Below are 20988 nucleotides of genomic sequence, written 5' to 3'. Positions count from 1 at the left end.
TGCTGGCGCTTCGATCTGGCAGACAGGTACCGATAGAAGGCGTGCAAAACAATGGCCGCGAGACCCTTCCGTTCCGAATCTTCGAACAAAACATGACAACGGATCGAAATCTGGCGTGATCATCTAACGGATTGAGAAGACAGGCAAAACGTCAGCCGTGCGGCAAAATAAAGGCAGAGGCGCACCGCTGCCTTTATTTAATCAACCGGCCCCCGCGCCCTGCCTCAGGCGGGGATTTTGACGACGACCTCAATTGTGGCGCCGTCCTTCAGTTCAAACGATGCGCCCTTCTGTTTCACGCCGCCCTTTTCAAGCGTGACCGTCTTGACGGCCTTGTCGCGCACGATCTTGATCCTGCACTCGCAGCCCGACATTTTGAGCGTCGCGGAGTACCCATCCCAATGGCTGGGAATCCTTGGAGCGATCTCCACCTTCTTTCCGTGGCGCTGGATGCCGAGGATGCCTTCCACGGCGGCGCGATAAAGCCAGCCGGCGGACCCGGTGTACCAGGTCCAGCCGCCGCGCCCGCCCTTGCCATCTTCCGCATAGACGTCGGCAACGACCACGTAAGGCTCGACGCGGTAGTGCTCGGCCGCCGCCTCATCCAGCGCATGATTGACTGGATTGAGCATCGAAAAGCAGCGATAGGCGTCGTCGTTTCGGCCCATTTCGGCAAGGGCGATGACGAACCAAGTCGCGGCATGGGTGTATTGGCCGCCGTTCTCGCGCACGCCGGGCGGATAGCTCTTGATGTAGCCCGGATCCTTCTCGGTATTGGCGAAAGGCGGCGTGAACAGCTTTACGATCTTCAGTTCGTCATCCACCAGCCTCTCGATCACCTGCTCCAGGGCCGTGCGGGAGCGAGCCGGATCGCCCTCGCCCGACAGCACGCTCCATGACTGAGCGATGGAATCAATCTTGCACTCGTCGGAAGCGTGCGAGCCGAGCGGCGTACCGTCGTCGAAGCTGCCACGGCGATACCACTGGCCGTCCCACGCGGTATTCTCAAGCGCCCGCTTCAGGGTGCGCGCATGCTTCTCCCATGCCTGGGCATGCTTGGTATCGCCCTCGGCCTTGGCGATCGCCGCAAAATCGCCGAGGGTCGCGAGCAGGAACCAGCCTAGCCAGACGCTCTCGCCCTTACCTTCGGCGCCGACACGGTTCATGCCGTCGTTCCAGTCCCCGCCAAGCATCAGGGGCAGGCCGCCGGCGCTGCTGCGCTTGATGGCAAGGTCGAGCGCGCGCGCGCAATGTTCGTAGAGCGAGACCTTTTTGTCCGAAACCGTCGGCACGAAAAACGCATCGTGTTCGCCCTCGGCCAGCGCCTGCCCCTCAATGAAGGGCAGTTGCTCCTTGAGGATCGCCTTGTCGTCCGTCACGGCGATGTAGCGGGCGACCGCATGCGCAAGCCAGACGACATCGTCCGAAATGATGGTACGCACGCCGGCGCCGGTGCGCGGCAGCCACCAATGCTGGACATCGCCCTCGGCAAATTGCCGCCCGGCCGCATTGAGTATCTGCTCGCGCCCAAGGGCAGGGTCGTGCGATAGCATCGCCATCGTGTCCTGCAACTGGTCGCGGAAGCCATAGGCACCGCTCGCCTGGTAGAACGCCGAGCGCGCGCGAATACGACAGGCAAGGCTCTGATAGGGCAGCCAGTGGTTGACAATGGCGTCCATCGCCTTGTCCGGCGTCTCGATCTGGATCGTATCGAGAAAGCCGCGCCACGCGCGCTCATTGTCGCCAAGGCGCTGGTCGAAGTCCTTTTCACGGTGACGCTGGACGAGCGCTGAGGCCTCCTCGGCGGACGCGGCATCGCCCATCAGCCAAAGCAGCGTGACATCGCCGCCAGCCGGTATCTCGATGTCGCGGGCAATCGCCGCACAAGGATCTTCGCCGGCTTCAATGCGCCCCGACAGGATCGCGCCGGACAGGACGGCATCGGGCGTCTCGGTGTTGCCATGACGGCCCAGGAATTCCTCGCGGTCCGCCGTCATCGAATCTGGTTTACGGTCGCTCGCCAGAAATGCGATGCGGTCGCCATAGTCCAGCCCGTAGGGGTTTTGCGCCAGCAAGGCACCCGTCGCTTCGTCCATCGAGGGAACGATGGTGGAGGCCGTTTTTGAGCGATGGCCGCCCAGCACCCACTCGGCATAGGCGTAAATCCGCAGCCTGGCCGCCACAGAGCCGGTATTGCGGATGCGCAGCCTGGAAATCCTGATCGGGTCGACCGGATCGACGACGTGGGTGAGGTCCATCTCCAGCGGGCCGCGCGTGGCCCTGAACGTCGAAAAACCCTGGCCGTGCCACGTTTCGTAAGTCACTGCCGGGTCGCGCACGACGGCCGCAATCGGCGAGAAAGCTTCGCCACTGGCAAGGTCGTGAATATAGATGCCCTCGCCCGGCCGGTTCGTCACCGGATCGTTCGACCACGGCGTCAACTGGTAGTCGCGGCTGTTGCGGCTCCAGGTGAAGGCCGCGCCTTCCGCCGATGTGTGGAAGCCGAACGAGGCGTTGGATACGACGTTGATCCATGGCTGCGGCGTCACGCGGTGGCCGGTCAGGCGCACCACATAATGCCGCCCGTCGCCCTCGAACCCGCCAAAGCCGTTCCAATTGCTCAATCCGGAACCGTCTGCTGAGCGATCGTCAAACTTTGCTCGTTGCTTTGGCGCCGGCAAGGCGATGCCGGCCGACTGCGCCGCATCCTGCAGCGCCAGCGTGTCCCTTTCCTGCAGGGCGGCCGTTTCCGCGCGCTCGATCTGGTCGAAGATGGTGCCATTGCGGGTGTGCAGCACGACGCGGGCAACCGCCAGCAGAGTCTTGTAGGTGCCCTCGTCCATCAGGTCGCGGCGCACGGCGAAGATATGCTGGCGCGGTCCGAGTTCGGTACCGCGCAGCCGGCTGTTCTCGCACAGCGTCTCGATCGCCTGCTGCAAATCCTGCACATAGGAGGACGCCTGCTCGTTGATGACGACGAAATCGGCCATCAGGCCGCGCGCGCGCATATATTCCTGAAAGCGCAGCGCCTGGGCGACGATCTCGATGTCGGCAATATCCGAAATCCGGATGGCGAAGATCGGATAGTCGCCGGAAACGCTGGTCGGCCAGAGGCCCGACTGCTTGCCGAGGCCAGAGACGATGGCATCCGCCGGCAGGCGCAGGAAGGCGTCGGGATAAATGAGGTATCGCGCCAGTTTCTGGACATTGGCGGCATCGGCAAGGCTGAGGCCAAGATGGCGCGTCTGCACCTGCGAGCGCGTCCAGGCAAGCATCGACTGGCGCGAAAAGCTTTCCGGGTGGTCAAGCCGGGCAATCGCTGATTCCATCTCGGCGCGGTTCGCGCCCACAACCGTCCAGAATGTCAGCGAGGTCTTCTTGTTGGCGGGGACGCGTACGTGCCGCCGGAGCGACGCGACGGGGTCGAGCGTGAACCCGTCATGCCCGCCCAGCGTGGCGCCACGGTCGAACGCGGCCGCATCGGCGATGGTGCGCCCTCGCCCGATGAAGGCGCGGCGGTCGGTTTCCGCCTCGGTATCGCGCGACAGGCCCGACGGATCGGTGACGAAATGCGCGGCGGCTATGTCCTGTTCGCTCGTTTCGCGCTTGCGCCGAACCGCGAAGATCGCACCGTTGTCTGCCGCAATTTCCGTCTCCACGAACATTTTCGAGAAAACCGGATGGGCATTGTCGGAGGCTTCCGGCGCGAGCGCCAGTTCGGCGAAGGAAGTAACCTCGATATGGCGGTCGATGGGGCCGTCATTGTAGAGCGTAATGCGGCGGCCCTCGCCATTGCCTTCGGACACGACGATGCATTCGACCTCGGAGCGCAGCGTTCCCACCGTCTTGACGAAACTCGCCTTGTCGTCGGAAAAATGCGTGTGGGCCAATTCGCCGGGAGCGGCTTTCGGCTCCGTGGTAGCCGACCACCAGTCGCCCGTATCCGCATCGCGCAGGAAGAGGTAGGTGCCAAGCCGGTCCTCGGTCGGGTCCGGCTGCCAGCGGGTTACCGCCACCTCGCCCCATCGGCTATAACCGGAGCCGGTTGCCGTCAGCATCACCGAATAGCGGCCGTTCGACATCAGGCTGGTAGAGCGAAGCGCCCGCGGCGGGTTGAGGATGATGCGCGTATCCGGGCTTTGCACCTCGGTTTCGGCCTTGGCGGTCCGCTCATCGGCTTCCGTACGCACGGCTGCGGCAAGGATTTCGCGAGGCGCCTTTTCCTGCAGCAACAATTCGGCCGATTCGATAACCGGATCGCTGTGGAATCGGTCGCGCAGGCGGCCTTCGAAAATCGCGTCGGCAACGGCTGCAATCGACATGCCCGAATGGTGCGCCATGTAGTTGTGCACGACGGCATGGTCGCTGCCTTCCGGCACGCGCTGCGGCGTAAAATCGACCGCGTCGTAGTAGCCATGCGGCCCAAGCGCGCCGATGCTTTTCAGGCGCTCCAGATTGGCGACCGATTCACGCGGGGTAAACTGGGCCGCCAGGATCGTGGCGTAAGGCGCGATCACCGTGTTCTGGCCAAGACCGCGCTTCAGGCCAAGACCGGGTACGCCGAAGTTCGTGTATTGATAGGTCAGTTCGCGGTCGCGCGCATTGTAGGCGGCTTCCGAAATGCCCCACGGAACGTTCTTCGAATCGCCATACTGGATTTGCCGCTTGATGATGAGCTTGCTGGTCTGGTTGAGGATGCTGCCGCGCGGCTCCTTCATCACCAAGGGCGGCATCAGATATTCGAACATCGAGCCGGACCACGACATCAGCGCGCCCTGGAAGCCGATCTCGACGATCGGGCGGCCGAGACGGAACCAGTGTTCGGTGGGCAGGTCGCCCTTGGCGATGGCAAACAGGCTGGTCAGGCGCGCTTCTGATGCCAGAAGGTCGTAGCAGCTTTCGTCGAGCTGATGCTCCTCCACCCGGTAGCCGATCGACAACAGCTTGCGCTCCGGCCGCAACAGGAAGGAAAAATCCATCTCGAAGGCGAAGCGGCGCGTGCGCTCGCGCAGTTCCAGCAGCTTGACCCGCAAGGCCGCGATGGCCGCATCGTCGCTATGGGCGTCGAGGACATGGGCTTCGCAGGTGGCTTCGAGCCGGGCGGCCCAGTCCACGATCACATTGCTGCGGGCAGAACCGGCCTCCGTATGAATGGCGGCGGCAAGCTTGCGGATTTCGCCGGCCAGCACCGTCAGGTTGATGGTGCGGATCGAGGCCATTTCCGGCTGCGCCTTGATCGTCTGGACCGCGCGGCGCACGCCGTCGAGACGGTCGGCCAGGCGCTGGCGAAGCGGACGCAGTTGGCGACGGTCGTCGGGAAGTTCGTCGAGGCTTTCGTCGAGAATGGCGACCGTGTCGAGGATGCCCTCGAAATCGGCCTGCAGGTGAACGGAGGGCGCTTCGGCCCATTCGGCGCATGTAGCGGCGACCGCCACGAGATGCCCCGCAAGATTGCCGCTGTCGACGCTGGAAATATAAAGCGGATAGAGCGGCTTCAACGTCACCGTGTCGTACCAGTTGAAGAGATGCCCACGGCTGCGCGGCATGCTTTCGATGGTGGTCATCGTCGCATCGATGCGGTTGACGGCATCGGACAGGCTGATCCAGCCGAAATCGCGCGCCGACACCACGGACAGAAGATAGACGCCGACATTGGTCGGCGACGTCCGGTGGGCGACCACGGGGGCCGGGCTTTCCTGGAAATTGTCCGGCGGCAGATGGTTGTCGTCGGCGGTGACGAAGGTTTCGAAATAATGCCAGGTGCGGCGCGCCACGATGCGCAGCGCATGGATGTCGCGGGGCGAGATGCGCAACCTGTCTTCGGTTTCGGCCGAACGGCTGATGACCCAGGCGAAGGCCGGCGAACCGATCCAGAACAAGGCGAAGAAGAACGCAACGAACGCGCCGGTGGAATCGGCGAGCACGGGGATGGCAAGGCCGACCAGACCCACGACGACCGCGCCATGCATCATGGCGTAATAGGAGCCGAGGTCGTTGCCGCTGCTCTTTTGCGCCTGCGAGGCGGTGCGCCATTCGAGCATGTTCTTGCGGCTGACGAAAAGCCGATACAGCGTACGCACGATCGCATCGCCCATCATCCAGGCGCTGTGCGCCATGAGGACGATCTTCAGCGCGACCATGGCCGTGCCGAAGGCAACGTCATGCGCGAGCGCCGAGAAATGCCCGCGCGCGGTCGCGTCGCGGGTCTTGGGCAAGATCGAATTGACGATGTCGAAGGTCGGAGCCATGAACAGGCTGAGGATCAACAGCGCCTGCCATTGCGCTGCCTGCGTGAACGGCAGCAGCGCCCAGCCGGCAATCGCCGCCATGACCCAGAAGATCGGCGTGAGCGAGCGGCGCAGATTGTCGATCATCTTCCAGCGCGACAGCGCCGGAACGCCGGACCGTGGATTGAAGATGAAGCCCAGCAACTGCCAGTCGCCGCGCGCCCAGCGGTGCTGGCGCGACGCATCGACGGAATAGCGGGTCGGATAGTCTTCGACCAGTTCGACATCCGTTACCAGCGCCGAACGCGTCAGCGAACCTTCGAGCAGATCGTGGCTGAGAATGGTGTTTTCGTCGATGCGATCCTTCAAGGCCGCTTCGAACGCATCGATATGATAGAGGCCCTTGCCGGTGAAGGAACCGTCTCCGAACAGATCCTGATAGAGGTCTGAAACGGCAAAGACATAAGGGTCCAGCCCACGGCTGGCGGAAAACACGCGCTGGAAAAAGGAAGCCTCGTCGCCTGAGGTCAGCGAGGGCGTGATGCGCGGTTGAAGAATGGCGTAGCCGGCGGTCATTTCGCGGCGCGCACTATCGAAATGCGGACGGTTGAGCGGATGGCACAGCTTGCCCACCAGTCGCGCGACCGCATCGCGGGTCGTGCGGGTATCCGCGTCGAGCGTCATCACATGGACGACGTCTTCCGGTAGCGGCGCGTCCAGCGGCATGAAGGTGGTGTCGCTGTCGCCGCGCAGCAGCAGGTTCAGCTCATGCAGTTTGCCACGCTTGCGTTCCCAACCCATCCAGCATCCTTGAGCGGCGTTGTAGAGCCGGCGCCGGTGCAACAGATGGAACAGGGGCGCGCCTTCGCTCGGATAGCGTGCGTTCAGCTTGGCGATCTGGGCCTTCGCGAAGTCCCGGATTTCGATGTCGCCCTGATCGACTTCGCTTGAACTGTCGGGCCAATCGGAAAGCAGCGCGAAATAGAGTTCGTCCGACACATTGGCGAGGTGATGAACCTCGATGTTGCGGATGTTTTCCTCGACATCGTCACGCGAGCCGATCAGCGAAGGCACCACCACCAGCGTGCGCGCGGCCGCAGGCACGCCACCCTTGAATTCATAGCCGACAAGCCTTGTCGGCTTCAAAAACAGCAGAACCACGGTATTGAAGAACCCCAGCGCGCCTTCGCTCGCTGGCACGGCGAACAGAACCAGCATCAGCACGATCGCCGGCCATGGCAAAAGCGGCTGGAGCGCGTCACCGGCGAGACCGAGCAACAGGACCGTCAGCGCGAACACCGGAAGAACGATGCCGAGCCAGCCCGTCTTGCGGAATGCCCGGCCAAACCTGAGCGCGATGCCGGCACGGTAGCCGATCGACCGTTCCAGTTCCCGTCGGCGCGGCCCGACCAGGAAAAATCCGACATCGCTGTGCTTGCCGTCGACAATGCCCGCCTCCGGCCCTTCCTGGTTATCCAGCGGCTCGGTAGCTCCGGCCATTTCGGTGGCCAATTCCGCCACGCGGTATTCAGACAGGCTCGAGCGGCGCGCCAGATCCTCGATGGACTGGCGGTACTGGTCGCGCGATGCGAAGTCGAGCGCATCGAAATCCGTGCGCTCGCGCAACAGCGCATCGACGCGGCTCACACCTTCGAACCAGTCGGTCCAGTCGACATCGTTGATAAGGCGCAGGCCGCGAATGATATTGCCGGTGGTTACGTTGCCACTGGACAGCGTCTGATGCTCGCCGATGATGATTTCTTCGGCGTCCGAACCTGATTTCTCAAGTTCTCCCTCCAGCCACTCAAGCGCCTTGCCGGAATTCTGCGACCCGTCGCGCAGGCGATAGAGCAGTTGGGTGGCAAAGGTCGTGTCCTGCGCATGAACGCCGTAGGGAGACAGGATTGCCGCATCGTCGTCCTCCTTGGAGGCCAGCACGCGGTCGGCCACGTCATTGGCGATCTGGCGCATGTCGTGCGACCGGTTGACCCGCACGGCCAGGCGGCGGAGATTCTCCACCAGCACGAAACGCAGCAGCGACGGCAGCGCCCATATCTCGCCGATCTTCATCGGCTCGATGGACTGGAACCCCTCGACGATGACCTTGAACGTCTGCGCGGCAACGGAACTGTCCGAATGGGAGACATAGGCCCATGCAATGACAAGCGCGCGCGGCACGCTGGTTCCGTCGGCAAGCTGCAAGGTCGGCAGTTGGCGGTAGAAGCGGCGCGGCAGGTCGCGCTTGATCTGGAAAATGGTTTCTTCGACCAGATAATTGTTGTCGAGCAGCCATTGAGCGGCCGGCGTAACCGTTTCACCCCTGCCCTGCGCCGCGTTCGTCGAACGATAGACTTCGAGGATCTTGCGCGCACTCTCGCGGATGCGGGCTTGAAAATCGAAAGGCTGCAATGTCGGCAGATCGGCTACTTCGCCTCTGGCAAGGCTCTCGCCCAGCGCGCGCAGGCGTTCCTCATCCAGGAACGGAGAGCGGATCGGTTCCTGGACATCAGCGGGGAAATTCGCACCGGCCTTTACTGGGCCAAATTTGGCGGCGGCAGCCTTTGCGGCGATTGTCTTATCCGTTTTGGCAAGGCTGGACTGTATGTTCATTCAAAATTCCATGGGGCAGCACGCTGTCTTGGCATTGCCGCTGCTGTATATTTCCAAGCTGAGACTATCGCACACGGTAAAACCGGTGGCGATCCATGACCATAGCAGTCGTAGCCTGTTCGACAACCTGCAAGCGCGGGTTTTGTTCCATCTCCGCGCCGAGCGAGAGGCAAGGATTCTGGCTTTTTCGTGATGTGGGAGACCGGCGTGCCGAATTTGAACGCGGTAGTCGAAAACACCTCGAAACCGGCGCTAACGGATGCGGCCGCTACCCGAGATCGTGACGAGGAACGCTACCGCCTCCCGCTCCGGCTCAAGCAGAATCGGCCGTGCCTGCTCGCCCACCAGCAGGGTGTCGCGCGGACCGAGCACGATCGGGCTTTCGCCCGGCACGCGGAGTTGGCCCTGGGCACAAAAAAGCAGGGTCGTGCCAACGCCCGGCGCGATTTCAATCGGCTCGGTAACCGTTATCCGCTGGATCGTATGGGTGGCCCGGCCGCGCCTTGTCATCACATTGAGGTCGGTCACCGGCCCGCCGATGAGGACGGCATGAGTTTCCTCGTCGGCCGCAAAAGGCAACGGCTCCGACCGGGCGGTGAGCTCAACCGGAATCCCGCCGCCGATACTCAGCACAATCCCCTCGCCTTCCAATATGGAAAGCGTGCGGTCGATGCCGGCAAACAGCGAGAATGGCCCGCCGGCTTCAACGCGCGCCATGGAGATACGCCAGTCGAAATCGTCCATGCCGGCACCGGCGGGCGAGACGAAAATTTCCGTCGTCGTCCCGCCACCGTTCTTCCACGGCATTTCACGGTAGTCCTGGGTACGAAGAACGCGCATGAGAGTCAGCCTGCGGCGGACGCTCGGATAAATCCGGGCGTCCGCTCTATCTCTTTGTTCGAGCATCGGATTTTCCGAAAACCGGTAACCACTTTTCGGTCCGATGCTTTAGTCAGATCGCGGCCGTGATGATGATCTCGACCTTGTATTCCGGCGTGGCAAGCTTGGCTTCGCCGGTGGCGCGCGCCGGCGTGTTGCCCTGCGGCACCCACTTGTCCCACTCGGCGTTCATTTCCGCGAAGGTGCTCATGTCGGCAAGCCAGATGATCGCCTGGAGGATTTTGGTCTTGTCGGTGCCGGCCTTCGCCAGCAAGCCGTCGATGGTGGCCAGAATGTCCTTGGTCTGCTGCCCGACCGACGTTCCCGCTTCGCCAACCTGGCCGGCGAGGTACACGGTGTTGCCATGGATGACCGCGCCGCTCATCCGGGGGCCTGCATCGATACGACGAATGCTCATGAAAATTCCTTTCAGTTGACGGTCCAGCCTCTTTAGAGTCGCCGTCGCCTTGGGGCAAGTCCGCGCCTTTGATCCACGGGGCGGCAAAAACGCTCCGCAGGTCATTTTCCGCCGCTCGCTTTATTGACATATGTAATAACATCACATACCCAACCGATCCACGCCGGCAATGGCGGCCCCCACATGGAAAGCTCGGATCGGATGGCCGAAGCCTGTCTCACCTTTCACGATCTCACGCTCGGCTACGCCAGCCACCCCGCGGTGCATCATCTCGGCGGCGTCGTGGCCAAGGGTGCCTTGACCGCGGTTGTCGGCGCGAACGGTTCCGGCAAATCGACCTTGATGAAGGGCATCGCCGGGGTGCTGAAGCCCATGGCTGGCCGCATTGACCGGGCGAGCAGCACACGCATCGCCTATCTGCCGCAGCAATCGGAACTCGACCGGTCGTTTCCCGCCCGCGTCGTCGATCTGGTTTCGCTCGGCCTGTGGCCCCGGCGCGGGCTGCTCGGGCGTCACACGCGCCATGACCGCGACGCGGTCAGCCAGGCGCTGACGGCGGTCGGCCTGACCGGCTTCGAGAAGCGCCCGCTCGACACGCTGTCCGGCGGCCAGTTGCAACGCGCGCTGTTCGCCCGCGTGCTGGTGCAGGATGCCGACCTGATCCTGCTCGACGAGCCGTTCAACGCCATCGATAGCAAGACGGTTTCCGATCTGGTCGCGCTGATCAAGCGCTGGCATGGCGAGGAACGCACAGTTCTCGTCGTGGTCCACGATCTCGACCTTGTCCGGCAGAATTTTCCCGAAACGCTGTTGCTCGCCCGCCAGAAGGTGGCATGGGGCGAGACGTCGGCTGCCTTGGAGCCCGCGAACCTGCTACGGGCGCGCCGCTTCCATGAGGCCTGGGAGGACGACGCGCCATGGTGCGAGCCCGAATCCGAGGGGCACGACCACGCGCACGACCATCACCACCACGGCGTCGAGCACAGGGCGGCCGAATGACCATGCTGTTTGATCTTTTCGTCGCGCCCTTTGCCGACTTCGGCTTCATGCAGCGCGCGCTTTTCGGCTCGCTGATGCTGTCGCTGGGCGCCTGCCCGGTCGGCGTTTTCCTGATGCTGCGACGCATGAGCCTTGCGGGCGATGCCATGTCGCACGCCATCCTGCCGGGTGCTGCCGCCGGCTTCCTGTTTTACGGCCTCGACATCCTGCCGATGACCGTCGGCGGATTGATCGCGGGCGTCATCGTGGCGCTTTGCGCCGGGGCCGTCTCGCGCTTCACCGTCCAGCGCGAGGACGCCTCGATGGCGGCGTTCTATCTCATCTCGCTGGCCATCGGCGTGCTGATGGTGTCGATGCGCGGCTCCAGCATCGATCTCATGCATATCCTGTTCGGCACGGTGCTGGCGCTCGACAATGAAGCGCTGGTGCTGATCGGCGGCATCGTCGCGGTCACGCTCGCCAGCCTTGCCGTGTTCTGGCGCGCGCTGGTGGCCGAATGCCTCGATCCGCTGTTCCTGCGCTCGGTCAGCCGGCTGGGCAGCCCGGTGCATTTCATCTTTCTTGGCCTTGTCGTGCTCAATCTTGTCGGCGGTTTCCAGGCCCTCGGCACGCTGCTGTCGGTCGGGCTGATGATCCTGCCTGCCGCCGGCGCCCGCTTCTGGACGGCGCGCGTCGAACCGATGTGCGTGCTGGCGGTGCTGATCGGTTTTGCATCCTGCATCGCCGGCCTGCTTTTGTCCTACCATGCGTCGCTGCCATCCGGCCCGGCCATCATCCTGTCGGCGGGCGTCGTCTACCTCGCGTCGATCCTGTTCGGCACGCGCGGTATCGTTCGCGCCCGCATACACCACCGCCACAGAACCGCCTGATCCACCCCAAGGAGATCACCCATGCTGAAGACTGTCCATGCCGCCTTTGCGATGAGCGTTATAACATTCACTGCCCTGGCCGCTTCGCCGGCAGCGGCAGCCCCGTTGAAGGTGGTCGCCAGTTTCTCGATTATCGGCGATTTCGCCAAGAATGTCGGAGGCGACCGTGTCGAGATCACCACGCTGGTCGGCCCGAACGGCGACGCGCATGTCTATGAACCGAAGCCGGCGGATGCGGTCGCCATGGCGGGCGCCGATGTCGTTCTGGTCAACGGCCTGCATTTCGAAGGCTTTTTGCAGCGGCTGGTCGAAGCCAGCGCCACCAAGGCGGCAATCGTGGAACTGACCAAGGCCATAGAGCCGCTCGAATTCAAGCCGGAATTCGCCGAGGAAGAAACCGCGCATGAGGAAAGCCATGAAGGTCACGATCATGGCCCGCTCGATCCGCATGCCTTCCAGTCCGTCGCCAATGCCGAGATTTATGTGAAGAACATCGCCGATGCCTTTTGCGCCGCCGATACCGATGGCTGCGTCGGCTACCAGACCAATGCGGCCGCCTATATCAGGAAACTCGATGCGCTGGACGGCGAGGTAAGGGCGGCGATTGCCTCGATCCCCGAAGCCAAGCGCGTGGTCATCACCTCGCACGACGCTTTCGGCTATTTCGAACACGCCTACGGCCTGACCTTCCTGGCGTTGCAGGGCATATCGACGGAGTCCGAGCCATCGGCAGCTGATGTAGCGAAGCTGGTGGAGCAGGTCAGGCACGACAAGGCGGCCGCCATTTTCGTCGAAAACCTCACCAATCCGAAACTGATCGAGCAGATATCAGCAGAGACGGGCATCAAGATCGGCGGCACGCTTTATTCGGATTCGTTGTCGCCCGCCGATGGTCCGGCCTCGACCTATATCGACCTGATGCGCAACAATGCCGCCCAGATCAAAGGCGCGATATTGGGTAGCTGAGGATTGGAAATTCGCGGCGGCAGTTGCCCACCGGCTTGCGGAATGGCATGACTGCCGCCGACGCATCAGCGAGGATAAATCATGGACATTCGCCAGATCACCGACAGCTATTCGGTTTCGCCGCAAGTCACAGCAGACGAGATCGCCGCCATCAAGGCAGCCGGTTTCAAGACCGTCATCTGCAATCGGCCCGACGACGAGCAACCGGGCCAGCCCTCGCACGACGCTATTCAAGCGGCGGTCGAAGCGGCGGGGTTGGCCTTCCGCTACATTCCCGTCATCAGCGGCCAGATGACGATGGAAAATGTCGAGGATCAGGCGGCGGCGTTGGACGAGGTCGCAGGACCGGTGCTCGCCTATTGCCGTTCCGGCACGCGCTGCACCAATCTTTATGCCGCGATCCAGCAAGCGAAAGCTTAAATCGGTAGCGCGCCGGTTTCCTTCAGCGTCTGCAGCACGATGGCCGTTTTCACATGTTGCACGGATTCGTGCGGCAGAAGCACGCCGTTGACGAAGTCCGACAGCGATTTCAGGTCGGGTGTCACTACCTTCAGGATGTAATCCATCTCGCCGGTCAGGGCATGCGCCTCCAGCACTTCCGGCAGGCGCGCCAAAAGCTCACCCAAGCGGCGCGCATTATCGCGGTTATGGGTGGCGAGCGTCACCGAGATGATATTGACCAGCGAAAAGCCCAGCCTGTCGCGATCAAGCACGGCACAATAACCGCGGATGAAGCCATCCTCTTCCAGCCGCTGACGCCGCCGTGAGCATTGCGACGCCGACAGATTGACCTGCTCGGAAAGATCGTTGTTGGTGAGCCGCGCATCACCTTGCAGAAGCGCCATTATCTTGCGGTCGAACTGATCGATGCGCGCGTCTTCAGCCATTTTCTACGCCTCCATGCGTCTTTCTCGCATCAGATGCACATCCTAAGCGTTCGAATGCAAGCACCATGCGGGCGACGGGCGCTATAATTGGTCAGAATTTCCATTCAGGCCAAGCCGAGGATTTTACCATGGGGCCCTTCCCGCACGATGCACCGCCGGCCACGATCAGCGACGCCAACCCGGCCGGCACGGACGGCTTCGAGTTCGTCGAATTCGCGCATCCCGAGCCGGAGAAACTGGCGGAACTTTTTTCCCGCATGGGCTACGCGCCGGTAGCGAAACACCGGACGAAGAACATCACCGTCTGGCGGCAGGGCGACATCAACTATGTGATCAACGCCGAGCCCGGCTCGCACGCCATGCGGTTCGTCGGCGAACATGGTCCCTGCGCGCCCTCGATGGCGTGGCGGGTGGTCGATGCGAAACATGCTTTCGATCGCGCAGTGGCGAAGGGCGCCACGCCCTATGAAGGCGACGACAAGGCGCTCGACGTGCCGGCCATCGTCGGCATCGGGGGCTCGCTGCTTTATTTCGTCGAAAGATACGGCGAAAAAGGTTCGGCCTATGACGCCGAATTCGAATGGCTGGGCGCACGCGATCCGAAGCCAGAAGGGGTCGGTTTCTACTATCTCGACCACCTGACCCATAATGTCTATCGCGGCAACATGGACAAATGGTGGGCGTTCTACCGCGAATTGTTCGGCTTCAGGCAAATCCACTTCTTCGACATCGCCGGCAAGATGACCGGGTTGGTTTCCCGCGCCATCACCTCGCCCTGCGGAAAAATCCGCATCCCGCTCAACGAATCCACCGACGACAAGAGCCAGATCGAGGAATATCTGCGCAAATATAACGGCGAAGGCATCCAGCACATCGCGGTCGGCACTGACGGCATCTACGACGCCACCGACAGGCTCGCCGCGAACGGGCTGAAATTCATGCCTGGCCCTCCCGAAACCTATTACGAAAAGAGCCAGGCGCGCGTGAACGGCCATGACGAGCCGCTGGAACGCATGAAGAAGCACGGCATTCTCATCGACGGCGAAGGCGTGGTCGACGGCGGCATGACCAAGATCCTGCTGCAGATATTTTCCAAGACGGTGATCGGCCCGATCTTCTTCGAATTCATCCAGCGCAAGGGCGACGAAGGCTTTGGCGAAGGCAATTTCCGCGCGCTGTTCGAATCCATCGAGGAAGACCAGATCCGCCGCGGCGTGCTGAAGGTGCAAGCGGCGGAATAGGCCGATAACCTAACCCTCGTATTTCTCCACAATCTGTTCGATCGCACCGAAAATCGAGCGGCCGGCCGCATCCTTCATCTCGATGCGCACCGTATCGCCAAAGCGCAGGAACGGCGTTTCTGGCGCGCCGCTTTCGATGGTTTCGATCATGCGCTGTTCGGCGATGCAGGAATAGCCGACGCCGCCAGCCGACACCGGCTTGCCCGGTCCGCCGTCCAGTTTGTTCGACACGGTGCCCGAACCGACGATGGTGCCGGCGCATAGCGGCCGCGTTTTGGCCGCGTGCGCGATCAGCGTCGGGAAATCGAAGGTCATGTCGATGCCGGCATTGGCGCGGCCGAACGGCTTGCCGTTGAGGTCGACCAGCAGCGGCAGGCTGAGCTTGCCGCCGTCCCAGGCATTGCCCAGTTCGTCCGGCGTCACCGCAACGGGCGAGAAGGCGGAAGACGGCTTCGACTGGAAAAACCCAAAACCCTTTGCCAGGTCATCCGGGATAAGGTTTCGCAGCGACACGTCGTTGGCCAGCATGACCAGCCGGATCGTGTCACGCGCCTGCTCGACGCTCGCTCCCATCGGAACGTCGCCGACGATGACCGAGATCTCCGCTTCCATGTCGATGCCGAAGGCTTCATCGGCAAGCCGGATCGGCTGGCGGGGGCCAAGAAAAGCATCCGAGCCGCCCTGATAGATCAAGGGTTCGGTCCAGAAACTGTCCGGCATCGCGGCGCCCCGCGCTTTGCGCACCAGTTCGACGTGATTCACATAGGCCGAGCCGTCCGCCCACTGATAGGCGCGCGGCAGCGGCGAATGCGCGTCATTTTCATGGAAACGCGCCGACGGCACGGCATCGCCTTCGAGCGATTGCGCCATCGTGACCAGATGCGGCGCGATCCGCTGCCAGTCGTCCAGTGCGCCTTGCAGCGTCGACACCAGAAAAGAGGCATCGGTGAAGCGCGTCAGATCACGCGAGACGACGACCAGTTTACCATCGCGCGTCCCGTTCTTCAGGGTTGCAAGCTTCATGCAGGTTCCTCTCCCGGCGCGCTTTTCGCGCCTATCGCCACAACAAGCCCGTCGCGCGCGATCGTCAAGTCACCTGCCCATGTTTTTCGGGCAGCGGCGATCCAGTCGGCTTCACCGATCGCGGAATCATCGCCTGGAACGAGATGATTGAGCACCAGCCGGCCCACGCCGGCGTCAGTAGCAATGCGGCCGGCCTCATCGGCAAAGCTGTGACTTGCCAGCAGATGTTCCCGCAGCGTCGCGCCATTGCCGGTTCGCGCGACCAGCCGCTCAACGCCTTCTTCCAGCATCGCCTCATGGACTAGAATATCGGCATCCTTGGCGAAACCGGCCAGCGGCGGAAAGAAGGCGGTGTCGGACGAGAACACCACGCTTCGCCCCCGATGCTCGAAGCGCAGCGCAAAACAATCCGTCACCGGGGGATGGCTTACCCGCAGGGCGGAAACCTCCAGCCCGTCGCCGTCGACAACCACGCCTTCGGAAAATTCTTCGACGTGGACGAGGTCGCGAATGTCGGGGCGGCCTTCGTCGTCGATGCGGATGTCGATGTCGAATTCGAGCGAGCGGATGAAATACCGCCAATAGTCGGCGGTTCCGGGCGGGCCATACACCGTCACCGGGGTTGCAAGACCGGCGGTCCATGCCGTGTGGATGAGCGGCCCCAGTTCCAGCACATGGTCGGAATGCAAATGGGTAATGAAAACAAGATCGAGCGCCTTCAGGCTCATGCCGGCATCGGCGATGCCGCGCGTAACGCCCAGTCCACAATCCACAACAATCTTTCGCCCGCCGATTTCCAGCAGCGACGAACTCGGCCACGGCCCGCCCGGCCGGATCGCCGGCCCGCCTTTCGAGCCCAGCAGCACCAGGCGGTCGCCGCTCAAGACCAGTCGCCTTCCGGCGTGCCGTTGAAGCGTTTTTTCAGGTCTTTCCAGCAGTCAATGTAATCGCGCTGCAGTTGCGGCAGTTCGGCCCCGTAGCGCGTCAGCATCTGCGGAAAACGCGTCTCGAACATGAAGGCCATGGTGTTATCCAGCTTGTGCGGTTTCAACTCCGCCCTTGAAGCCTTTTCGAAGCCCGGCGCGTCCGGCCCGTGCGCCAGCATCATGTTGTGCAGGCTGATGCCGCCCGGCACGAAGCCTTCCTCCTTGGCGTCGTACTGACCGTGAATGAGACCCATGAATTCGCTCATGATGTTGCGGTGGTACCAGGGCGGACGAAACGTATTTTCCGCCACCAGCCAGCGCGGCGGGAAGATGACGAAATCGACATTGGCCGTGCCATCCTCGCCCGAAGGCGCGGTAAGTACGGTGAAGATCGACGGGTCCGGATGGTCGAACAGGATCGCGCCCACAGGAGAAAACGTTGCAAGATCATATTTGTAGGGCGCGTAGTTGCCATGCCACGCGACTACGTCGAGCGGCGAGTGATCGAGGTCCGTGACGTGAAACGCGCCGCACCATTTGACGATCATTCGGCACGGCGTTTCCTTTTCCTCAAACCAGGCGCAGGGCGTCTTGAAGTCGCGCGGATTGGCGAGGCAATTGGCCCCGATCGGGCCGCGATCCGGCATGGTGAATTTGGCGCCGTAATTCTCGCAGACGTAGCCCCGCACTTCCTTGTCGACCAGTTCGACCTTGAAGACGAGGCCGCGCGGCAGCACGGCGATCTCGCCCGGGGAAAGCTCGATGACGCCCATTTCGGTGATGAAATTCAACCGGCCGACTTGCGGCACCACCAGCATTTCGCCATCGGCGTTGAAGAAATGATCGTCCACCATAGAGGCGTTGGCGACATAGACGTGTGCCGCCATGCCCGACTGGCCGAGCGCATCGCCGGCGGTGGTCATGGTGCGCATGCCGGCGATGAAATCGGTTGGTTCGGTCGGCATCGGCAGTGGGTTCCAGCGGTACTGGCCGAGCGCCAGTTCATGATCGCCAAGGTTCGGCGCGGTCTTCCAGTGTGGATAAGCGGCGGCCTTGAAACGGCCGGTGTGCTTGACGCTCGGACGGATGCGATAGAGCCAGGAGCGCTCGTTGGTGCCGCGCGGCGCGGTGAAGGGCGAACCGGATAGCTGTTCGGCGTAAAGCCCGTAGGCCGGCCGCTGCGGCGAGTTGCGGCCTTGCGGCAGCGCACCCGGCATGGTTTCGGTCTCGAAGTCATTGCCAAAGCCCGGCATGTACGAAAATGCCATGGTCTCCTCCTTGAAATCGCTTCCGATTGGTGTCGTCCCGAACCGCCGAAAATGCAACCGCCAGCGTCGGACACCAGCCTTCCAGCCGACTCGCGTCCCTAAGCTGGCACAATGACAATCACGGTTTGCATTGAATATCTTTCCTGTGGAAGCAGGCTAATCCGATGCTTGCGGGTTCCCTTGCGTCAAGCATATCCTGTCCCATTACGCGCTGGAGGGCGCGGGTGAACAGGGGGATGTTCCATGACCATACAAGGTGCTTCACCAGGCCTCTATAATGAAGATCTCGCGCCGGCAACGGTTCGAAACTGGGGGCCGTTTTCGATCTTCAACGTCTGGACATCGGACGTCCACAGCCTTTGGGGCTACTATCTCGCGGCCAGCCTGTTCCTGTTTTGCGGCGGCTTCGTCAATTTCATCGTCGCCATCGGCATCGGCTCGCTGATTATCTACGTGCTGATGAACATGGTCGGCTATGCGGGCGTAAAGACCGGCGTGCCCTACCCGGTGCTGGCGCGCGCTTCCTTCGGCATATGGGGCGCCAATCTGCCGGCGCTGGTGCGCGCGGTCGTCGCCTGCTTCTGGTACGGCGCGCAGACGGCTCTGGCTTCCGGGGCGTTGGTCGCCCTGTTGGTCCGCACCGACTGGTTCCTGCAATTCCACCAGAACACGCATTTTCTCGGGCATTCCGGGCTTGAGGTGATCTGCTTCCTCATCATGTGGGGGCTGCAATTGCTGATCATCCAGCGCGGCATGGAAACGGTCCGGAAATTCCAGGATTGGGCCGGTCCCGCCGTCTGGATCATGATGCTGATCCTGGCCATCTATCTGTGCGTCAAGGCTGGCACCTTCGCGATCAACAGCGATATTCCGATGGATGTGCTGCTGGCGCAGACCAAGGATGCCGGCGTGCCCGGTGTACCCGGTTCATGGACCGCGCTGTTTGCGGTCGCTGCCATCTGGGTGACCTACTTCTCCGCGCTCTACCTGAATTTCTGCGATTTTTCCCGCTATGGCAAAAACAAGGATGCGGTGCGCATCGGCAATCTGTGGGGCCTGCCGATCAACCTCGTGCTGTTCTCGCTGGTGGCGGGCGTCACCACCATCGCCGCATATGACGTTTATGGCGAAGTCCTGATCCATCCCGAACACATCTCCGCCAAGTTCGACAGCTGGTTCCTGGCAACGCTCGCGGCGCTGACCTTTGCGGTCGCGACGCTGGGCATCAACGTCGTGGCGAACTTCGTTTCACCCGCCTTCGACTTCTCCAACGTCTTCCCGCGCCAGATCGACTTCAAGAAGGGCGGCTATATCGCGGCCCTGATCGCACTCGTGCTTTACCCCTTCGCGCCTTGGGAAAGCGGGGCGGCGGCCTTCGTCAGCGCCATTGGTGCAACGATGGGGCCAATCTTCGGCGTGATGATGGTGGACTACTATTTGATCCGCAAAGGCGAACTGGACGTCGATGCGCTCTACCGCGAGAACGGCGAATTCCGCTTTCAAGGCGGCTGGCACGTCAACGCGCTGATCGCCGCCGGCGTCGGCACCGTATTCTCGTCGATCCTGCCGAACTTCACCAACTGGCTGCCCGAATGGTGGGGCGTCTATGGCTGGTTCTTCGGCGTAGGCATCGCCGGCGTCATCTACTACGTGCTGCGCACGGCAGCGCTTGGGGCTGGTGCAAAGGCGGTGCGGGCCTGAGCCTGAAATCAGGGGCTACGCTCTGCGGCGTGGCCCCCCACCCTACCGAGTGGCCAGATCCTTCTCGAACCAGAAGTCGGCGTAAGGGTTATCGTTGTAACGCGCCGTTTCGATAAAGCCCTGGCGGCGATACAGCGCCTGCGCCTCGGTCAAGGCGCGATTGGTATCCAGTCGAAGCTTTTTGAAACCCGCTTTTTTCGCGATTTTGTCCAGTTCGCCAAGCAGGCGGCTCGCCACACCCTGCCCGCGCGATGCAGGCGATATCCACATGCGCTTGATTTCAGCCGCTGCCGCGTCAAGCCTTACCAGCGCCGCACAGCCGATGGGTTTGTCGCCGCATCGGACGACGAGAAAAAAGCCCGCCGGCGGGGTCATCTCGGCATCCGACAGTTTGTTGCCGCTTGCCCGGTCGAAACCACCGTCGAAACGCTGTTCCAGTTCCAGAAAATACTGGTCGAGGCACCAGCGCGCATCCTTGTCACCCGGTGGCACAACGACGATTTCAATCGGCGCGACGGCAAGCAGGTTGCGCACTTCGGTCATGGCCGCGATCAGGCGGGCTCGCTGCGCACTGTCCAGCGGCGCGAGCAGATTTCCGGCAAGTTCGTCGGACAGCGCGTCATAGCTGTCGAACTCGGCCCGGCCCTTTTCCGTCAGGACCGCGCGGCGTGTCCTTGCGTCGCCGGCCTGCTTTTCCACCGTGACAAGATCCTGCGCCTCCAACGACCGCAGCAAGCGGCTGACATAGGCCGAATCGAGATTCAAGGTAGTGCGAAGCGCGCGCACATCCTGTCCATCCGGGCCGATCTCGAACAGCAGCCGAGCTTCGCCAAGCGGCCGGCCGCGGCTGAGATAGCTGTCCTGCAACGCGCCGACGCGCTGCGTAACGAGACGGTTGAACAGGCGAACCTGCCTGATAAGCTCTGCATCCATTACCTGACTTTAGTCAGATAATTTTTAGCGCGCAAGAATTT

Annotated in this window: 15 protein-coding genes; 7 read left to right on the top strand and 8 right to left on the bottom strand. The window is 62.3% G+C overall.

Annotated elements, in window-relative coordinates; all coding sequences use genetic code 11:
- Positions 1–224 precede the first annotated feature (224 nt).
- Positions 225–8837, bottom strand: a complete 8613-nt coding sequence (locus ACX3P1_RS06355) for a GH36-type glycosyl hydrolase domain-containing protein (RefSeq protein ID WP_459078712.1) — start codon at positions 8835–8837, stop codon at positions 225–227.
- Between ACX3P1_RS06355 and ACX3P1_RS06350 the strand changes: the two genes are divergently transcribed.
- Complete coding sequence (locus ACX3P1_RS06350) at positions 8830–9030, top strand: hypothetical protein (protein ID WP_459078711.1); 201 nt, start codon at positions 8830–8832, stop codon at positions 9028–9030. The genes ACX3P1_RS06355 and ACX3P1_RS06350 overlap by 8 nt on opposite strands.
- 59 nt (positions 9031–9089) lie before the next feature.
- Here ACX3P1_RS06350 and ACX3P1_RS06345 read toward each other — a convergent pair whose 3' ends face one another.
- Positions 9090–9677: a HutD/Ves family protein gene (locus tag ACX3P1_RS06345; protein ID WP_459078710.1), complete on the bottom strand. Its 588-nt coding sequence runs from the start codon at positions 9675–9677 to the stop codon at positions 9090–9092.
- A gap of 112 nt (positions 9678–9789) precedes the next feature.
- The gene (locus ACX3P1_RS06340) at positions 9790–10134 is read right to left on the bottom strand and encodes a RidA family protein (RefSeq protein ID WP_459078709.1); all 345 of its coding nucleotides are present in this window, start codon (positions 10132–10134) and stop codon (positions 9790–9792) included.
- A 201-nt stretch (positions 10135–10335) separates the two neighbouring features.
- On the opposite strand from ACX3P1_RS06340, the gene aztA reads away from it, so the two are divergent.
- From aztA to ACX3P1_RS06320, 4 genes are all read left to right on the top strand, one after another.
- Positions 10336–11133 (top strand): zinc ABC transporter ATP-binding protein AztA, encoded by a 798-nt coding sequence (aztA, locus tag ACX3P1_RS06335; RefSeq protein WP_459078708.1) that lies wholly within the window; start codon positions 10336–10338, stop codon positions 11131–11133.
- A complete protein-coding gene (aztB, locus tag ACX3P1_RS06330; protein ID WP_459078707.1) occupies positions 11130–12002 on the top strand; it encodes a zinc ABC transporter permease AztB in 873 nt (290 codons plus the stop codon). The genes aztA and aztB overlap by 4 nt, the downstream gene beginning before the upstream one ends.
- A 21-nt stretch (positions 12003–12023) precedes the next feature.
- On the top strand, positions 12024–12968 hold the full coding sequence (gene aztC / locus ACX3P1_RS06325) for a zinc ABC transporter substrate-binding protein AztC (RefSeq protein ID WP_459078706.1): 945 nt from the start codon (positions 12024–12026) through the stop codon (positions 12966–12968).
- A gap of 81 nt (positions 12969–13049) precedes the next feature.
- Positions 13050–13388: a protein tyrosine phosphatase family protein gene (locus tag ACX3P1_RS06320; protein WP_459078705.1), complete on the top strand. Its 339-nt coding sequence runs from the start codon at positions 13050–13052 to the stop codon at positions 13386–13388.
- Here ACX3P1_RS06320 and ACX3P1_RS06315 read toward each other — a convergent pair.
- Positions 13385–13855: an Lrp/AsnC family transcriptional regulator gene (locus tag ACX3P1_RS06315; protein ID WP_459078704.1), complete on the bottom strand. Its 471-nt coding sequence runs from the start codon at positions 13853–13855 to the stop codon at positions 13385–13387. The genes ACX3P1_RS06320 and ACX3P1_RS06315 overlap by 4 nt on opposite strands.
- A 128-nt stretch (positions 13856–13983) precedes the next feature.
- On the opposite strand from ACX3P1_RS06315, the gene hppD reads away from it, so the two are divergent.
- Complete coding sequence (hppD, locus tag ACX3P1_RS06310) at positions 13984–15096, top strand: 4-hydroxyphenylpyruvate dioxygenase (RefSeq protein ID WP_459078703.1); 1113 nt, start codon at positions 13984–13986, stop codon at positions 15094–15096.
- Between the two features lie 9 nt (positions 15097–15105).
- Here hppD and ACX3P1_RS06305 read toward each other — a convergent pair whose 3' ends face one another.
- From ACX3P1_RS06305 to hmgA, 3 genes are read right to left on the bottom strand one after another with little or no spacing between them, the layout of a single operon-like run.
- On the bottom strand, positions 15106–16119 hold the full coding sequence (locus ACX3P1_RS06305) for a fumarylacetoacetate hydrolase family protein (protein ID WP_459078702.1): 1014 nt from the start codon (positions 16117–16119) through the stop codon (positions 15106–15108).
- Positions 16116–17003, bottom strand: a complete 888-nt coding sequence (locus ACX3P1_RS06300) for an MBL fold metallo-hydrolase (protein ID WP_459078701.1) — start codon at positions 17001–17003, stop codon at positions 16116–16118. The genes ACX3P1_RS06305 and ACX3P1_RS06300 overlap by 4 nt, the downstream gene beginning before the upstream one ends.
- Complete coding sequence (hmgA, locus tag ACX3P1_RS06295) at positions 17000–18313, bottom strand: homogentisate 1,2-dioxygenase (RefSeq protein ID WP_459078700.1); 1314 nt, start codon at positions 18311–18313, stop codon at positions 17000–17002. The genes ACX3P1_RS06300 and hmgA overlap by 4 nt, the downstream gene beginning before the upstream one ends.
- A 243-nt stretch (positions 18314–18556) precedes the next feature.
- Between hmgA and ACX3P1_RS06290 the strand changes: the two genes are divergently transcribed.
- The gene (locus ACX3P1_RS06290) at positions 18557–20014 is read left to right on the top strand and encodes an NCS1 family nucleobase:cation symporter-1 (RefSeq protein WP_459078699.1); all 1458 of its coding nucleotides are present in this window, start codon (positions 18557–18559) and stop codon (positions 20012–20014) included.
- Between the two features lie 42 nt (positions 20015–20056).
- Here ACX3P1_RS06290 and ACX3P1_RS06285 read toward each other — a convergent pair whose 3' ends face one another.
- Positions 20057–20947 carry a bifunctional helix-turn-helix transcriptional regulator/GNAT family N-acetyltransferase gene (locus ACX3P1_RS06285; RefSeq protein WP_459078698.1) on the bottom strand — a complete coding sequence of 297 codons (891 nt, stop codon included), beginning with the start codon at positions 20945–20947 and terminating at the stop codon, positions 20057–20059.
- Positions 20948–20988: the final 41 nt, after the last annotated feature.

The sequence above is a fragment of the Mesorhizobium sp. A623 genome (assembly GCF_054489405.1).
The sequence above is the reverse complement of the archived record's forward strand: the minus strand, read 5'-3'. Positions and strand labels throughout refer to the sequence as shown.

What these genes read in the sequence shown, in the direction of transcription:
- ACX3P1_RS06340 (WP_459078709.1), bottom strand. Translation starts at nt 10,134, where the DNA reads ATGAGCATTCGTCGTATCGATGCAGGCCCCCGGATGAGCGGCGCGGTC.
- ACX3P1_RS06350 (WP_459078711.1), top strand. Translation starts at nt 8,830, where the DNA reads ATGTTCATTCAAAATTCCATGGGGCAGCACGCTGTCTTGGCATTGCCG.
- ACX3P1_RS06355 (WP_459078712.1), bottom strand. Translation starts at nt 8,837, where the DNA reads ATGAACATACAGTCCAGCCTTGCCAAAACGGATAAGACAATCGCCGCA.
- aztA (WP_459078708.1), top strand. Translation starts at nt 10,336, where the DNA reads ATGGCCGAAGCCTGTCTCACCTTTCACGATCTCACGCTCGGCTACGCC.
- ACX3P1_RS06290 (WP_459078699.1), top strand. Translation starts at nt 18,557, where the DNA reads ATGACCATACAAGGTGCTTCACCAGGCCTCTATAATGAAGATCTCGCG.
- hppD (WP_459078703.1), top strand. Translation starts at nt 13,984, where the DNA reads ATGGGGCCCTTCCCGCACGATGCACCGCCGGCCACGATCAGCGACGCC.
- aztC (WP_459078706.1), top strand. Translation starts at nt 12,024, where the DNA reads ATGCTGAAGACTGTCCATGCCGCCTTTGCGATGAGCGTTATAACATTC.
- ACX3P1_RS06285 (WP_459078698.1), bottom strand. Translation starts at nt 20,947, where the DNA reads ATGGATGCAGAGCTTATCAGGCAGGTTCGCCTGTTCAACCGTCTCGTT.
- ACX3P1_RS06345 (WP_459078710.1), bottom strand. Translation starts at nt 9,677, where the DNA reads ATGCGCGTTCTTCGTACCCAGGACTACCGTGAAATGCCGTGGAAGAAC.
- ACX3P1_RS06305 (WP_459078702.1), bottom strand. Translation starts at nt 16,119, where the DNA reads ATGAAGCTTGCAACCCTGAAGAACGGGACGCGCGATGGTAAACTGGTC.
- aztB (WP_459078707.1), top strand. Translation starts at nt 11,130, where the DNA reads ATGACCATGCTGTTTGATCTTTTCGTCGCGCCCTTTGCCGACTTCGGC.
- ACX3P1_RS06320 (WP_459078705.1), top strand. Translation starts at nt 13,050, where the DNA reads ATGGACATTCGCCAGATCACCGACAGCTATTCGGTTTCGCCGCAAGTC.
- hmgA (WP_459078700.1), bottom strand. Translation starts at nt 18,313, where the DNA reads ATGGCATTTTCGTACATGCCGGGCTTTGGCAATGACTTCGAGACCGAA.
- ACX3P1_RS06315 (WP_459078704.1), bottom strand. Translation starts at nt 13,855, where the DNA reads ATGGCTGAAGACGCGCGCATCGATCAGTTCGACCGCAAGATAATGGCG.